At 40.5% G+C, this 16,425-nt stretch carries 15 protein-coding genes and 1 tRNA gene; 3 read left to right on the top strand and 13 right to left on the bottom strand.

What is annotated here, in order from left to right:
- From Q0K96_RS08765 to Q0K96_RS08740, 6 genes are all read right to left on the bottom strand, one after another.
- Entirely contained in the window at positions 1-921 is a 921-nt protein-coding gene (locus tag Q0K96_RS08765) for a FecR family protein (protein ID WP_297333627.1), read from the bottom strand.
- A 5-nt stretch (positions 922-926) separates the two neighbouring features.
- Positions 927-1,439 (bottom strand): sigma-70 family RNA polymerase sigma factor, encoded by a 513-nt coding sequence (locus tag Q0K96_RS08760; protein WP_297333626.1) that lies wholly within the window; start codon positions 1,437-1,439, stop codon positions 927-929.
- A gap of 68 nt (positions 1,440-1,507) precedes the next feature.
- Positions 1,508-2,254: a hypothetical protein gene (locus Q0K96_RS08755; protein WP_297333625.1), complete on the bottom strand. Its 747-nt coding sequence runs from the start codon at positions 2,252-2,254 to the stop codon at positions 1,508-1,510.
- Positions 2,255-2,768: 514 nt separating this feature from the next.
- Positions 2,769-2,845, bottom strand: a tRNA-Asp gene (locus Q0K96_RS08750).
- A gap of 120 nt (positions 2,846-2,965) precedes the next feature.
- Positions 2,966-3,892 carry a DUF58 domain-containing protein gene (locus Q0K96_RS08745; RefSeq protein ID WP_297333624.1) on the bottom strand — a complete coding sequence of 309 codons (927 nt, stop codon included), beginning with the start codon at positions 3,890-3,892 and terminating at the stop codon, positions 2,966-2,968.
- 40 nt (positions 3,893-3,932) lie between these two features.
- The gene (locus Q0K96_RS08740; protein ID WP_297333623.1) at positions 3,933-4,727 is read right to left on the bottom strand and encodes a DUF2797 domain-containing protein; all 795 of its coding nucleotides are present in this window, start codon (positions 4,725-4,727) and stop codon (positions 3,933-3,935) included.
- 41 nt (positions 4,728-4,768) lie between these two features.
- On the opposite strand from Q0K96_RS08740, the gene Q0K96_RS08735 reads away from it, so the two are divergent.
- Both Q0K96_RS08735 and Q0K96_RS08730 read left to right on the top strand, forming a co-directional pair.
- A complete protein-coding gene (locus Q0K96_RS08735; RefSeq protein WP_297333622.1) occupies positions 4,769-6,298 on the top strand; it encodes a GH3 auxin-responsive promoter family protein in 1,530 nt (509 codons plus the stop codon).
- Between the two features lie 46 nt (positions 6,299-6,344).
- Positions 6,345-6,536: a hypothetical protein gene (locus Q0K96_RS08730; RefSeq protein WP_297333621.1), complete on the top strand. Its 192-nt coding sequence runs from the start codon at positions 6,345-6,347 to the stop codon at positions 6,534-6,536.
- Between the two features lie 47 nt (positions 6,537-6,583).
- Here the strand turns inward: Q0K96_RS08730 and clpX are convergent, their stop codons facing one another.
- The 6 genes from clpX to Q0K96_RS08700 form a co-directional block, all read right to left on the bottom strand.
- Positions 6,584-7,816 (bottom strand): ATP-dependent Clp protease ATP-binding subunit ClpX, encoded by a 1,233-nt coding sequence (gene clpX / locus Q0K96_RS08725; RefSeq protein WP_297333620.1) that lies wholly within the window; start codon positions 7,814-7,816, stop codon positions 6,584-6,586.
- Positions 7,817-7,894: 78 nt separating this feature from the next.
- Positions 7,895-8,569 (bottom strand): ATP-dependent Clp endopeptidase proteolytic subunit ClpP, encoded by a 675-nt coding sequence (clpP, locus tag Q0K96_RS08720; protein ID WP_297333619.1) that lies wholly within the window; start codon positions 8,567-8,569, stop codon positions 7,895-7,897.
- Positions 8,570-8,668: 99 nt separating this feature from the next.
- Positions 8,669-9,994, bottom strand: a complete 1,326-nt coding sequence (gene tig, locus Q0K96_RS08715; RefSeq protein WP_297333618.1) for a trigger factor — start codon at positions 9,992-9,994, stop codon at positions 8,669-8,671.
- Positions 9,995-10,104: 110 nt separating this feature from the next.
- Complete coding sequence (locus Q0K96_RS08710; protein ID WP_297333617.1) at positions 10,105-10,452, bottom strand: phage holin family protein; 348 nt, start codon at positions 10,450-10,452, stop codon at positions 10,105-10,107.
- A gap of 76 nt (positions 10,453-10,528) precedes the next feature.
- Positions 10,529-12,106, bottom strand: a complete 1,578-nt coding sequence (locus Q0K96_RS08705; RefSeq protein ID WP_297333616.1) for a G-D-S-L family lipolytic protein — start codon at positions 12,104-12,106, stop codon at positions 10,529-10,531.
- A gap of 11 nt (positions 12,107-12,117) precedes the next feature.
- Complete coding sequence (locus Q0K96_RS08700) at positions 12,118-13,368, bottom strand: outer membrane protein transport protein (protein WP_297333615.1); 1,251 nt, start codon at positions 13,366-13,368, stop codon at positions 12,118-12,120.
- Between the two features lie 291 nt (positions 13,369-13,659).
- Between Q0K96_RS08700 and Q0K96_RS08695 the strand changes: the two genes are divergently transcribed.
- Positions 13,660-15,243 carry a hypothetical protein gene (locus tag Q0K96_RS08695; RefSeq protein ID WP_297333614.1) on the top strand — a complete coding sequence of 528 codons (1,584 nt, stop codon included), beginning with the start codon at positions 13,660-13,662 and terminating at the stop codon, positions 15,241-15,243.
- 65 nt (positions 15,244-15,308) lie between these two features.
- On the opposite strand, the gene Q0K96_RS08690 is transcribed toward Q0K96_RS08695, so the two are convergent.
- Positions 15,309-16,325 (bottom strand): hypothetical protein, encoded by a 1,017-nt coding sequence (locus Q0K96_RS08690; protein ID WP_297333613.1) that lies wholly within the window; start codon positions 16,323-16,325, stop codon positions 15,309-15,311.
- Between the last annotated feature and the right edge of the window lie 100 nt (positions 16,326-16,425).

Here is a 16,425-nt window from a genome sequence, read left to right as displayed (position 1 = left end):
TTATTCTTTAAAAATGACCTGATCATCCTTAATTACATATTTTAAATGAAATGAACTTGCAATTAAGCGTAAGCATCTTTCCAGATCATTTTTAGGCAAAGTTGCCGTAAACTTTTGATATTGCATCTCTTTTGGGAAAGTAATTTCTACCTGATAATTTTTTTCAAGAAATAGTTCAACATCAATAATATATGAGCCCCTGAATTTATAGTATAACCCGCTTTCAATATTATCAGGGTGTGACGGTTCTTTTAAAGCCTTCACATTTTTATATTGTGAATTGAATTCCTGTCCGGAGTCAACAATATACTCTAAAGCATTATGGCTTACCTTTACCCTGCCTTCATAACACTTAACGTTTAGTATATCTCCCATAGATTCAACTATAAATTTAGTCCCTAAGACCATTACATAGCCTTTATCTGTGTTAATTTTAAACATCTGCCCTTTCCTGACTTCAAAATATACCTTCCCGTAATCAAGTGTTATTTCTTTTTCATTATATAACGGGGCATTTTGGCTAATAGAAGTATTTTGGTAAATAAACATTGAAATGTTTTTCCCTATAGCAAGCTCTCTTGAGGCAGAAGAGGTAGAAAAATTCTTTGTACCAAATATGCCGTAATGATAAGATGCCAAAGTAACAAAAAGAAGTATAATAGCTGCTGCGGATGTGTAGTATAACCTTAATGATTTACCGGCTTGAAATTTATTAGGTAAATTTAACCGTTTTACATCTTTAAGCTGAGCATATGCCAATTCAATGTCGGGAGAAAAAGACCGCATGCCGGAAATACTATCTCTTACAAGTATGTATGAATCAAATTCATCTTTGGAGATTAAGCCCTTCAATTTATCATCGGTCAATTCGCCGGAAATCCAGTCAGCTAAATAGGTATCCTTATTAACAGAATTTTTCATCATTTTTATTTTAAAGCCATTCGCAAATTTATCAATGCACGCTGCATCCTTTTTTCGACAGATTTCACCGAAATTTTTAATACTTCAGATATATCTTTATACGTTTGATCTTCAAACCGGTTCATCATGAATACAATTCTTTGCTTTTCCGGCAGAGCCTTAATAGCCGCATATATTTTTGAATTCAGCTCATTCTCATCAAAAATTAAATCCGGTAATGCAAAATCAACTACGTTTCTTACTAATTGCTCTTTATGCTTTTTATCTATCTTTTCCCGCCGATAATGATTCAGAACCAATCGGTAAGATGTGGTAAATAAAAACTTTTTGGCCTGTATAGGCTTAATTTTTCCGCAATTTTCCCACAAAATTAAGAATGCATTTTGTGCACATTCGTCTGCTATATCAATATCATTAAATTTATAATTTAAATAGTTCCTTAGTACTTTATAATGTTTTGAGAACACAATTTTAAATGTGCCTTCTTCGCAAACATTATCCTTTAGGCTTACTTCCATAGCATTAATAATAAATGTAAATCATTCGTGCATATAATGATGCACGAATGATGATAAAAAACACAACTCTACTCGCAGCTAACAAAATCACTCTCTGAGTATCCTGCCTGTATTGCCCAACATGGATTATCAAACTGAAGAACACCATCCGGAGTTTCTACACAGGTAGGATTATAATCAAATGTACAATACCAACCGTCAGGGTTGCAATCAATATAGCTGTAAAATTCCCAAACATCCTGAATTGCAACTACCTCGCCGCCGTATTCAATCTGAAACGGATAAACAAAATCCATCCAATATCCATTCTCAGATATTGAGCTAAGCATATTTTGCAAGCTTTCTGAATCAGATATAGTTATAGTCTGGCCATCACTATCAATAACTGATAACGGGAAGATGAATTCGAAACACGTAATGGAATCAAAAAACTCATCTATAGTTGTAATGCTATCGATACTAAACAGCAAAGATTCAAATTCGTCCTCATTATTAATGATTACCACATCATTGTCAGAATTTGTAACAGAAAACGGAAAAACAATGTTGCTTATATGAAGCGCAGAAGTTTCATTATAAACCGCTTCTTTTAAACCCTCCATTGAGTTAATTGCAATTATTGTTCCGTTAGAATAAGTGACTTCAATTGGAAAAACGGTAGTGAAACTTAAATTGGCAGATGAACCTGAACTGATGCTTAAAGTACCGGCAGACCCCATTACTGAATTTAAGTATGCACGTGTGGCAAGACTTTGTACTACTTCACCAGAAGTGTTATCATCATTGGTGTTATCATCATTGTTAGAACATGACATAAAGATGAAAACAAGTGACAAAAAGATAAATTTAATTTTTTTCATAATTGTAAATTTTTTTAGATTATAATACATAGACACATATACTCCATTCATACCCTACATATTTTTGAAAAAAATTTCTGTTAATTATATAAGATGTGCCGTTAAGCAAATTAATCAATTTCAAAAGCAATAAAACATCCTGATTTTGGGTATATTTTATAAGATGGACCTTATATATAAAGAAGAAATAGGTAAGCAATTATTCAATTAAAGTATAATGAGTTAATCATGCAGAAAATCGATAACGATTTTCAGAAACTATAAATAGCAAAATAATATCCTGAGATGAAGTTGACGTTTACACAAATCAAAAAAGCCCTCCAAACTAATGGAAAGCTTTTCATTGGTCTAACTACTAAACCTACCGCTCGCGCGGCATAAACAACACAACTATCGTGATACCCGAAAAAAATCAGGTAATATATCTCGGCGCAAAAAGCCCCGCATAAAGCAGGGCTTTCTTTGCTACTGGCGGTCTGGACGGGACTCGAACCCGCGACCCCGTGCGTGACAGGCACGTATTCTAACCAACTGAACTACCAAACCAGCGTTCTTAATGATTAGCAGCTTATCGCTGTTTGTTTCATTATTACGGGTGCAAATATACAACCGTTTTTCATTCCTGCAAGCGTTTTCAAAATTATTTTTTACAATAATTTAATGTCTTTAACCAAACTTTTGTTTCTCAACAAGGTAGGTTGTCAGTATTTTTTCAAACTTCTCATCTACCGATACCGGAACATATTTTATTTTGTACTGCATACAGGTTTCTGCTACTTTTTTAAAGTAACTGTCAACCTGATTTTCATATTCATCTTTTACATTTTCGGCAAACAGGTTTACCTGCTCACCTGTTTCCATATCAATAAACTTTCGCGGTGCGTTATCAAAATCAAAGCTGTATTCGGTTTTGCGGTCGGTTACATGAAAAAGCACTACCTTATGCTTATTGTGTTTAAGGTGTTGCAGCGCATTAAATAGCGCGCTGTTGTCGCCCGGCTGAAACATATCGGTAAATAATATTATCATAGAACGGCGATGCATTTTTTGCGCTATCTGGTGCAAAAAGGCAGTTGTGTCGGTCTGCCGCGGCTGTGTGGGGGCTGTAAGCACACCTTCAAGTTTATTAATAAGCATCCTGTGGTGCCTGCCGCTACCCTTCTCGGGTGCGTAGAACTCATAACTATCCGAATATATGCTAAGCCCTGCGGCATCACGCTGGCGCTTCAGCAAATCCATTAAAACTGCCGAAGCCAGTACCGAAAAGCCAATCTTACTTTCGTAAAAAGGCTGCCCGTCTTTTAGTTTTGGATAATGCATTGACGATGAATTATCCAGTATGATATGGCAACGCATATTGGTTTCTTCTTCAAAACGCTTGGTGTAAAGCCTGTCAGTACGCGCATACAGCTTCCAATCTATATGCCTTGTGCTTTCTCCGGGATTGTATACCTTATGCTCGGCAAACTCTGACGAGAACCCATGAAAAGGGCTTTTATGCATACCCGATATAAAACCTTCCACAATCTGGTTGGCCAGCAGCTCCAGATGCGAAAAAGCCGATATTTTTTGTAGTTGTCCTTCCAGCTTCATATATCAAATATAACGAATGTGATTGATAGAATTGATTACACTAAACATTAATCTGTACCAAAAAGCCTTCATAGGCACGCACGTTCATAACAGTACCGTCTTCAAATATCAGATATTGCCCCTTAATACCAACCAGCTTACCTGAATATACAGGAGTTGTAACAAGGTTAAGGCTTTTAATCTTAGCCGGATATTGCAGCACAGGGTACTCCAGTACGTAAAGCTTTTCGGCTGTGGTTTCAAAATACTCTTTAACCTCATCGGGCAAATAAGTACGCATCTCTTGGCGCTTAGCGGCAAGGTCAAAATCAGTAACCTGGTTTAAAAGCATTTTCTTCCAGTTTATCTTGTCGCCCAGGTGTTGTTTTAGCGCTACCTCTGTTATACCTGCAAGGTAACGGTTAGGCACTTCTACAAGCGGTATGGCGCTGCATGCCCCTTGATCAATCCAGCGTACCGGCACTTGTGTCTTTCGTGTAACACCCACCTTCAAATCGCTCGAGCAGGCAAGGTACACCACATGCGGCTGTAGCTGTACCCGCTTTTCATACTCAAGGTCGCGGTCTGCCACATCAAGGTGCGCTGTGCTCAGTTCGGGGCGCATTATCCAGTCGCCTGCAGCAGGAATGCTGTAAAAACAATCGTAGCAATACCCCATGCGGTATATTTTTTTCTTCTTAGAACAGTTAAGGCAACTGTAACCCATAAAATTAATCTCTACATCGCGGCCCAGTAACTGGTTCACATTCAAAAAGCTGTTTTCAAATACCAGATAATATTGGATAGGACTTCCTGCCTCGGTTTGCATTTTTGTCAGTACTCCTTCGTATTGCATGGATTTTTCGTTATTTTTATGGCAATAAAGATACTATAATTATGCCGTTGCCCATAATCAACTCAATAGCCAGTTGGATTCTTAAAAAGCGAATCCATGACATGGAGCTTTTCCTTAAATATCCTAACGAAGTTCAGGAAGAGCTGCTAATGAACCTGATACGGGCGGCAGAAAACACTGTTTTTGGCAGGCAATATGATTTTTCTTCTGTTAAAAATTACAACACATTTTCTGAGCGGGTGCCGGTTTCAACTTATGAAGACCTTGAGCCGCTCATAGAGCAGGCACGCAAAGGGGCACAAAATATATTGTGGCCGGGGCAGATAAAGTGGTTTGCCAAATCGAGCGGAACAACAAACGCGAAAAGTAAGTTTATACCCGTAAGCAGCGAAGCACTGGAAGATTGCCACTACAAAGCAGGTAAAGACCTGCTTTGCCTGTACCTTAACAATAATGAGGACTCTCAGTTATTTACCGGCAAAAGCCTTCGCCTTGGGGGCAGCAAACAGTTATATGAAGATAATAATACCTTTTTTGGCGACCTTTCAGCCATCCTGATAGACAATATGCCAATATGGGCAGAATTCAGCAGTACTCCAAGCAATAAGGTCTCCCTTATGAGCGAGTGGGAAACCAAGCTGGATGCTATAGTTAGAGAAACCATGCAGGAAAATGTTACCAGTTTTGCCGGTGTACCCTCATGGATGCTGGTACTGATGAACCGTGTGCTGGAAACAACAGGCCGCGACAGCCTTACCGAAATATGGCCTAATATGGAGGTTTATTTTCATGGCGGCGTAAGCTTTGAGCCGTACCGCGAGCAGTATAAAAAGATAATACCGAAGGCAGACTTTCGCTATTACGAAATTTATAATGCGTCTGAAGGTTTTTTTGCCATACAGGACACTAACGAAAGTAATGAGCTGCTGCTGATGCTGGACTATGGTATATTTTATGAATTTATACCAATGGACACTTTTGGCACACCTAACCAAAAAGTGATTCGGCTTGCCGAGGTAGAGCCAAACAAGAATTATGCAGTGGTGATAACCACAAACTCAGGATTGTGGCGTTACCTGATTGGCGATACTATAAGGTTTACCTCTGTAAACCCATACCGCATAAAAATAACCGGGCGCACCAAGCATCACATCAACGTTTTTGGCGAAGAACTGATGGTAGAGAATACAGACAAGGCTATAGCTAAAGCCTGTACCGAAACCGGACTGGAAGTAATAGATTATACTGTTGCACCTGTATTTATGGAAGGCCGGGAGAAGGGCGCACATGAATGGGTTATTGAGTTTAAGGAATCACCCCAAAACCCCGAACATTTCAGGGAAGTGCTGGATAAGGCACTTCAGTCTGTAAACAGCGATTATGAAGCAAAGCGTTACAACAACATGACATTAAACCCGTTACTACTGAATGTAGCCCGGCCAAAGCTCTTTTATGACTGGCTGAAAGCACAGGACAAGCTTGGCGGGCAGCATAAAATTCCGCGCCTAAGTAATGAGAGGCATTATGTAGAAGAACTAAAGGTTATGAATGAGCGTAATGTTATGGCATAATAGTTGTGAATTATAACTAAATATAAAACAGTAATTTACGTTGAAAATGAAGCTAAAGAAAAAGGTGATGATGAAGAAAAACTATTTTATAATTTTAGGTTCGGCGTTGGTGTTGCTGGCTTCATGTAATGCGCCAAAGCGTTACGGCTGTAACAAAAGGCGTTGCATAGTGATGCAGACAACTGCTGAGGATGCCGCACAAAAATCAGCAATGACAGCTAATAAGAAGAATGCATAATAAAAACCCCGCTTATAGCGGGATTTTTTATGTTTGGTAAACAAGACTTACGAAGCCGCTTTTAAGCGCTTCAGCAGTGTTTTATTTAAATGATGTTCTACATACTCCCTGTCAATGTAAAGCTCAGTGTCGTCAGAGCTTGGCAGTTCATACATAGCCTCATTCAATATAGCCTCGCAAAGCGAACGCAGCCCCCTTGCACCCAGCTTATACTCTAAAGCCTTATCAACAATATAATCAAGCGCATCTTCAGATACAGTCAGCGCCACATCATCCATTGTAAATAGCTTTTGGTACTGCTTTATAAGCGCATTTTTAGGCTCGGTAAGTATTGCTCTTAGCGCATCCCTGTCAAGCGGATCCATGTGGGTAAGCACCGGTAGCCTGCCTATAATTTCAGGTATAAGCCCATAGTCCTTCACATCTTTCGGAATAATGTACTGCAACAGGTTTTCCTTATCTATATTATCTGTATTCTTAGAGGCGCTGTAACCTACCGCCTGGCGGTTAAGCCTTTTAGATATTACACGATCTATACCATCAAAAGCGCCACCGGCTATAAACAATATGTTTTGCGTGTTAACCTCTATAAACTTCTGGTCAGGGTGCTTGCGACCGCCTTTAGGCGGAACGTTAACCACAGTACCCTCCAGCAGCTTTAGTAATGCCTGCTGTACGCCCTCACCTGATACATCGCGGGTAATAGATGGGTTATCGCTTTTACGGGCTATTTTGTCTATCTCATCAATAAACACAATACCGCGCTCGGCTTTTTTAACATCATAATCGGCAGCCTGCAGCAAACGGGTAAGTATGCTTTCAACGTCTTCACCCACATAGCCTGCCTCTGTTAATACCGTTGCATCTACAATGGTAAGCGGTACGTTAAGCATCCTTGCAATACTTTTAGCCACAAGGGTTTTACCGGTACCGGTTTGCCCTACCATCAAAATATTACTCTTTTCTATCTCAACATCATCATCGCCCTGCTGCTGCATAAGCCTCTTGTAGTGGTTATATACTGCAACAGAAAGCACTTTCTTGGTCTGGTCCTGCCCTATTACATACTGGTCCAGAAACTTTCTTATCTCTTTAGGCTTTTTCAGCTCCAGCTCGGCTGTAATAGCCGATGAGCTGCTTTGCCTTAGCTCTTCCATAACAATGCCGTGCGCCTGCTCTATACACCTGTCGCATATATGGGCGCTGATGCCTGCAATCAGCAGGTTGGTTTCCGGCTTTTTCCTGCCACAAAACGAGCACTCTAAAACTTCTTTTGCCATATTAAAAACGGTTATCCATAAACAGGGATTCAGCACCCTGCTTACGGATAACGCAAAAAATATAATTTATTATTCTTATTATTCCCTTACAAGCACTTCATCAATCATGCCATACTCTTTGGCCTCTTCTGCCTTCATCCAGTAATCGCGCTCGCTGTCTTTGTGTACCCTGTCATAGCTTTGCCCAGAATGTTTAGAGATGATCCTGTAAAGTTCTTCTTTCAGCTTAAGCATCTCGCGCAGGTTAATTTCCATATCGGTGGCAACACCCTGTGCACCACCCGATGGCTGGTGTATCATTACCCTTGAATGCGGCAGCGCCGAACGCTTGCCTTCTGCACCTGCACAAAGCAGTACAGCACCCATACTGGCAGCCATACCGGTACATATTGTAGCCACATCAGGCCTTATGTACTGCATTGTGTCATACATACCCAAACCGGCATATACGCTTCCGCCGGGAGAGTTAATATATATCTGGATGTCTTTGCTGGCATCTGTACTTTCCAGGAACAATAGCTGTGCCTGAACGATGTTTGCCACCTGGTCGTCTATACCTGTGCCCAGGAAGATGATCCTGTCCATCATAAGGCGCGAAAAAACGTCCATTGCAACGGCGTTCATCTGGCGCTCCTCAATAATGTTAGGTGTAAGGTTTGTTGGTGTAACGCGTGTTACAAGCTTGTCATAATATAAGCTGTTTACGCCATGGTGCTTAGTAGCATATTTCCTGAATTCTTTACCGTAATCCATTTTTTTTAATCAATTTCTTTTAGCTGTTTATACTATTTTGGAAACAAAAAGCGCCAACCAGACGGCTGACGCTCAAAGATACTCAAATTTTATCAGAAATTATTCACCGTACATTTCTTTAATAAAGTCTTGGTAGGTAATTTCTTTCGTTTTGTATTTTACGTTTTCCTTGAACAGGGCAAGCATCTTTTCGCTCATTATCTGCTCAGAAAGCCTCTTCACTTCATCCTTGTTAGAAAGCACCCTTGCAATAATATTTTCTACATCTGCATCGCTTGGGTTTGTTTGCCCAAACTGTGCCATCTGCATTTTGATAAGATTAGATGTATAAGCTTTAAGGTCTTCAAAATTAACCTGAAGGTTATTGCCTGTAACAATTTTACCTTCTATAAGCTGGTAACGAAGCCCTTTTTCAGATTTGGCATACTCCTCTTCAGCCTGCTCAGGTGTAAGCGGGCTTTCACCTACAGTTTGTATCCATTTCTTAAGGAATTCAGCCGGAAGCTCAAATGAAGTACTTTCTACAAGCCACTCTGTTACATCGTTAAGGAATTTCTGGTCGGCCTGCTGTGCAAACTGGCGTTCTGCATCTTCCTTAATTTTTTCTTTTACTTCTTCTACAGATGTTACCACACCTTCGCCAAATAACTTATCAAAAAGTTCCTGGTTAAGCTCTGCTTTTTCTGTAGTGGTTATTTCTTCAATAGTAAAGTTTACCTCTATATCAAGGCCGTGCACATCATCATGGCTTACTTTAAGGTAATCCATAAGCTTATGGTCATCATCAAAAAGCCCTTTTGTAGAAACAGTAACTACATCGCCTACCTTTTTACCGATAAACTTCTTAGCTACGGTTTTGGTTTTAAAGTCGGCAGTATTAAGGGTAACTTCATTGTTTATGCCTTTTTCCTCGTTAGAGAATATACCGCGCATATCGTCACCTTCCTCTACCTTATCTTTAGAAATCATTTTGCCATACTGCTTTTGTATGCGCTCTACCTGCTCATCAAGCATTTTATCATCGGCAACAATGTTATATTTGGTTACTTTGTTTTTACCGGCAAGATCAACAGTAAATTCAGGAGCAAGGCCAAGTTCAAATTCAAAAGAATAATCATCAGCATCCCAGTTGAAATCTTCTGTAACTTTAGGAAGCGGGTTACCCAGTATATCCAGTTTTTCTTCTACAAGGTAATCGTTTAATGAAGATTGCAGCAACTTGTTAACCTCATCAAGAAGTATAGCTTTGCCATACTGCTTTTCTATAAGGCTCATTGGCACTGCGCCTTTCCTGAAACCCGGTATGTTAGCGTTTTTCCTGTAGTCTTTTAATACCTGTTCAACCTTCGGCTTATAATCTTCTTTTGTGATAGCTACTGTTACAACAGCATTAAGTGCATCAACCTGCTCTCTGGTAATATTCATCTATTTGATTGTTTAAATAAGAAAATTGGCTGCAAAATTATTGTTTTTTTACAACCTGCACAAGTTTTTAATGTATTGTGTTGCAAGTACTGAAGCTGTAAAAAAGACAGCTATTTGTTATCGCGTTCAGAAATTCCCGAAACCAGCGACTGGCAAATTGAAAGCACGATGCTAAACAGCAATGCGCTCCAAAAGTTGCGAACATCAAAGCCCGGCACCAGTGCATCGCACAATACAATAATTATGGCATTTATTACCAACAGGAACAAACCCAGCGTAAATATGGTAGCGGGCAGGGTAAGTATAACCAGCACCGGTTTAACAAAAATATTAAGCAGGCCCAGTACCAGCGCCACCAAAAGGGCAGCCTCCCAGCCTGTTACCCTTACACCCGGCAAGAGGCGCGAAAGTATGAGTACAAATATGGTAGTAAAGAAAATTTTTATAAGCGTTTTCATGCCATTTAATTTATGGTAAAATTAAAAAAAGCACCCTTTTTACAGGGTGCTTTTAAGAAAAATTTATTTACAGGCATTAATCTCCATTACTTGGCAACACCGTTGCGCCCGGGTAGTTACCGGCACTTACAAGCGGCAGTTTTGCATTATAATGGTTGTTAATTACTTTAAGCACTTCATTAGCTATAACAGCATAGCCCCTTGCGTTAGGGTGGATACCGTCAAGCGAGAACAGCACTGTGCTGATTGTAGCAGTACTGAAATAATCAGCAGTATAAATCTGTCCGTCTTCTGTCCTTAAGCCTGAAACCAACTGGTTAAGTATCTGGTTCATATCGGCAACAGCAAGGTTTTTAGACGCAGCAATCTGCCTTATCGACTGGTTAAAGCTGGCGGTAGCAGTTGCCACAACCGAAGTTTCTGAAGGGATAAGTATGTGCTGATCCTGAAGCGGATAGGTTATACCAAACAGGTTAAACGGCTCAGGTGCCCCCTGAGGAGCCGAACCGATAGCTGAACTTGTAGATAACAGTACTAGATCTGAAGCGGTGGCCTGGCGTGCACGCCCGTATGCATTACCTAAAAATGCCGCAAGCTGCGGATCGAAACCTGCAAGTGTAAGTGCTCCCGTTATCTGAGGGCCAAAGTTAGTAAGCGTTTCATCGGTAATTAACAGCGGGTTATTGCCATTAGGGTTTAGCAGGTTTATCCTGTTACCCTGCCCTAAAGCTGTAAGTATCTGCTTTAGTGGCCCATATAGCTGCTGGTTTAGCTGCTGTATGGTAGCCTGGCCCACTGCCGCATCGCCATCGCCGATAACAGAGGCAGAAAGCGGATTGTATGGTACCGTTGTAAAGAACGGTATAGAAGTAACATCCGGTATTGTAGCCACAACACCTTTAGCACCGTTTGATGTAAGGGTATTTACTATCTGAGAATATACTCCTGCAAAAACAGTTGGGTCGGTAATATCATTAGAACCGTAAGTAGCAGGGTTCATGTTACCCTCCTGGTTAACGCCTGTACCGCCAGAGGTTGCAAATGCAAGCACATCGTTATTACCAATCCAGTTGGTAAAGAAAGTTGGGTTTTTAGACATCGCGTCACCTAAAACAGTAGCGGTAGGCGATGTTGCCGTACGTGCAAAATAAGGGTTAGCCTGCCCCAGTGGCACACCTGCTATGTTACCATAGCCTTCTGCCAGCAGGTGGAACGATTTTGCTCCCGGCACACCCATATTGTTATATGCCATTGCAAACTGGTTGGTTATATCTACCGTTGGTGTACCGGCAATATTTTCAGGGCCGCCGGCACTGGCATCTATAATAAGCCTTGTTGGCTGTATAACATTCCCGTTAAACAAAAGCCCGCCAAGGTTATCGGTATCGGCATCAAAAGGAGGCTGTGTAAACTCTCCGCCACCCACTACGGCAAACTGCTGTGCCAACAGGTTAGGGAATGAGTACTGCTGCCCCACGCGCGACATGGTTCCGTCCATAACTCCCGCGGTAAGCGAGTTGCCTATAGCCACATAAGAACTAAAATCGGCATCGCCGGCACTGTAATTACTGTCGCTAAGTTCGTTTTCAAATTCCGGTTCGCAGCCGGCAAACACAAATGCCAGCACTGACAGGTATATAAATTTATTTTTCATCATCATTTTTTTTAGAAGCTGTAGGTTAAGCCAATACCGGGAGAAAACACAACGTTTTTATAGGTTCCGCCAAATGTTACATCATCCTGTGTACCTTCGGTATAATGGTCGTAAGAATTATCGGTTTCATCAAAGTGCAGGTAAAGGAAAGATACATCCACACCCAGTTTGTTTGTTACCTGATAGGTTAAACCCCCAGTAAAGCCCATAGAGTCGTTACGTGGGGTTTCCGGGGCAAAATAGCCATCCTGCACGGGGCTTTCATCAAAGTACCAACCGGCACGGAAAGCAAATTTCTCATTAGGCTTAAACTGTGTACCCAAACGGTAAGTACTGGCATCTTTATAGTTACGCGGGTTAACAGATGTTGGTATACCATCGGCACCAAAATCTACAACAAGCGCATCATATACATTCCAGTAAGCACGGTTATAGTCGAATGCCACAAGCCATTTATCACTGAATTTATATGATAGACCAACGGTAAGTTCTGCAGGCAATGGCAGGTCGGCGCTAAAAGTTGTATTAGGGTAAGCGCCCTGTGCAAATGCAGGCAGGTCGTTAAAGGTAGCATCGCCATCACGGGCTTCCATAGTAATTTCAGAGCGGTAGTTAAAACCTATCATTAAAGGGTCTATAGGGTTAAACATAAAGCCTGCGGTATAACCCCATGCATTTACGCCGGTGGCATCAATAGTAACGTCAGAGCGTTCTCCCTGCTCGTTCGTAAGGCTCCTAGTAAGGTTCCTGTTAAACTCTACACTACCCGTAACATATATTGGGCCACCGCCAAAGCTAAGCCTGTCGCTGATTTTGAATGATACGGTAGGCTGTATGTAAATAGCCTGAAGGTCGATATTGTTTACAAGGTGAGAACCCTGCCAGTCCTGGTCCCACTCCACGGCACTGCCGTATGGCGTATAAACCGCAAGGCCGGCCGAAAACCATTCGTTTACTTTATACGATACATAAGCATTAAACGGGGTACCCACATTTTCTGTAGAGGCCTTCCAGTTATACGTTTCGTTCTGGAATTTGGTACGGGCAAAAAGGGCGTTACCGCCTACAGATACATTAAAGCGGTCTTCTAAAAACGCCATACCCGCCGGGTTAAAAAACAGCACTTCGGCACTGTTTACCACCGCTACGCCAGTATGGCCCATAGCAAGCTGCTTTTGCCCCTGAAGGGAAACACGGTATCCTCCCGCAAAGGCAGAAGACGCTGCTAAAGCCGCAATTGTTAAGGATAAAATTTTTCTCATTGCTATAAATTAGTGTTAGTTTTTGATTTTTATTAATCTCTTATTCAAAATTACTATAAAATATGAATTACACAACATTTGAGCTTAAAATATTATGAATGCATAATATATATTTCATACTATTAAAAACCTTTAATTGATTTTTAGTTAGGTAAAACTGTTAAAACACAACAATATCTTTTAACAATTACCTGTTTTGCATAAGCAGCCACACACCTAACTCCTAATAAAAACTTAAACCTTAATGCGTTAGGCGTTTAATGCTTATCTTTCCTGTACTAAATCTGATTTATGAAATTTGTGAAGAGGCTCGGCATTATAATAGTAGTTTTATTACTACTGCTTATTGCCGTAAACTATGGCGCGGCATGGTATATAGAGAAAAAGCTCCCCGAAGTGTTACAGGCGGAGAAAGATTTTCCTTACAACATTAATTATAAGGATGCCGATGTACAGTTGCTGAGCGGCAGTATTATTATTACCGAAGCCTATGTTGCACCCAAGGATACCGCATCTGCTAAAATGAACAAGGGCGCCTATGGCAAAATAAAATCCATCGAAGCTAATCATTTTAACCTGTGGGGCATATTGTTTGAAGACCGGATAGAAGTTAAGAATGTTATAATAGACACACCCGAAATTATACTGTACCCGCGCGAGAAAAAATATAATGCAAATGATGACCTTGTAGAACCATTTAAGCAGACTATTAAAACGGAGAGTGTTATTGTTAAAAATGGCCGTTTCAGGATGCTGGATACCCTTCACGAATTTATTGCAAAGGCAGACAATATCAACTTTGAAATTAACAATATTAGCATAGACAGCAACACAATAGAAAAGAACATACCCCTTCGCTACCGCGATTATACGTTTAGCTGCGACAGTATTTATTACCGCGTTAACGAATTTTATAATATAACAGCAAAGAGCATAAACACATCTGACACCAGTTTTACCGCAGAAAATTTTAAGCTCATACCTTTACAAAAGCGTTTACAATTTAACCGTATGATACCTGTTGAGCGCGACCAGTTTACTATATCGGCACAACGCATAGCCATACCTTCTACAAATTGGGGCTTTATAAATGATACCCTTTATTTTCATGCACCCGAAGTGATACTGGATAATGTGAATGCCAATATTTACCGTGGCAAAATGGTTAAAGACGACCAAAGCGTTAAGAAGCTGTACAGCCAAATGCTGAGGGAACTTACTTTTGACCTTAAGGTTGACAAGCTGATGCTTAAAAAAAGTAAGATTGTATATGAAGAGCAACAGGCTTATGACAGGAAACCCGGCATAGTTTCTTTCACCAATTTTTATGCAAGTGTATACAATGTATACAGCCCCATCCGCAAAGAAAAATTCCCCGAAACAAATATAGATGTGCAGTGTAAATTTATGGGTACTGCCCCCCTTAAAGTAAACTGGCATTTTAATATTACTGATAAAACTGATGCCTTTACCATAAACGGCCACCTTCAGGATATAGATGCCTCACAAATCAATACGGTATCCGGAGCTTTAATGAATGTACACACAACAGGAAATATTAAAGATGTGAAGTTTACATTTCATGGCAACAGGAATAATGCACACGGTAGTTTTGCCATTGCCTACACAGACCTTAAGCTAAAGGTACTGGAGAAGGACGGAAAAGGAAGAAGGGGGTTATTATCATTTCTGGGCAACCTTGTTGTTAAAAACAAAAGCGGAAACAAGGGCAATGAGTCCGGGCTTAAAGAAGTTGATGATATAACTGCCGAAAGGGACAAAACAAAATCAGTTTTCAACTTTTTATGGCGCTTTGTGCAGCAGGGTTTAAAGCAAACCATATTGCCCAAAGTAGTACAAAAGGTTGCAGGTTAATATAAAAGGCCCCGCTATACAGCGGGACCTTGCTTAACTAAAAACTACAAAATCCTCTTAAGGTATTAAGGAAGACTATTAAGCATGCTTATAAGGGCAGGATCTGAAACCGATGCGATATCAGAACTGTCTATAACAATTACATCGTTCCCCACAATGGTTACCTGCTTAACCGCAATAAGCCAGTTATTGCCCGAACCGGAAACAAATATTACATTAAACTGTGCACCAATAGGTATATAATTACCAAGCTGCTCAAACATATCAATGCCATAGTTAAACATCTTTATATCGAACAGCATGTTTTGTGAACCGCCCTGATAAGAAAGATATACAGCCGAGTTAGTATCATTAAACCCATCCGGAACATCAACCCATATATCAGTACGCTCGCCATCAACTTCCATCAGCTTATCAATATTGCACCAGCCGAAAGAAAGCATTTCCATGATGTATTTACCGTCTTCAACCCTAACGTCTCTTGTATTGCCGTCTTCGTCGGTGTCTTTTTCCCATACAACATCGCCGTTTTCATCTTCCTCACCTGTCCACACAATCATATCATTGGTGTCGGTATCCTCGCCGCCGCCTGTAAGCTCTGTAGGTACTTCTAAAGTATAAGAAGCGCCATCATCAACAACCTGGCCTTCCTCTGTAGTCATTTCTACAAAGAACTCACCTCCTGTAAATAAAGGACTAACTTCAGAATCCGGCGTTGCCTCACCCTCTTTTACCCCTACTGTAGGCATACCGGTTGCAACCATATCCGCAACCCCGAAAATTTCGATAAATTCAATTTGCACGGTACCTTGCACTGGCCTGCCATTAGCTGTTAGTGTGCGGGTATCCACATTAATTTTTACTCCTTTTTCAGAAGCAACAGTTGCAAGTTCGCCATTAGCTTCAATAGTAAAATACTGTTTAAGGTTGTCGCGGTTGTTTTGCCTTAATTCGGCAAGGTTACCTTCATTAAACTCGTTTTTGAGATTATCGGCATTACCCGATTTTGAATTGTCTTCGCTGCTGCAGGCAGTAAAAATCAGTGCCGCAATTGCAGCTTTTAGTAATAGTTTAGTTTTCATAATTAAAATTGGATTTAAATTAAACGTTTAGTAAACAATAGCCGGCTTAGTTGTTGTCATAAAGTTAAATAAACATAAATTATCACTAATAAAAAGCGTT

The organism is Flavobacterium sp. (genome assembly GCF_024305175.1).
In the GTDB taxonomy this organism is placed as follows: domain Bacteria; phylum Bacteroidota; class Bacteroidia; order Flavobacteriales; family Flavobacteriaceae; genus Flavobacterium.
This window is presented reverse-complemented; position numbering and strand designations above follow the sequence as displayed.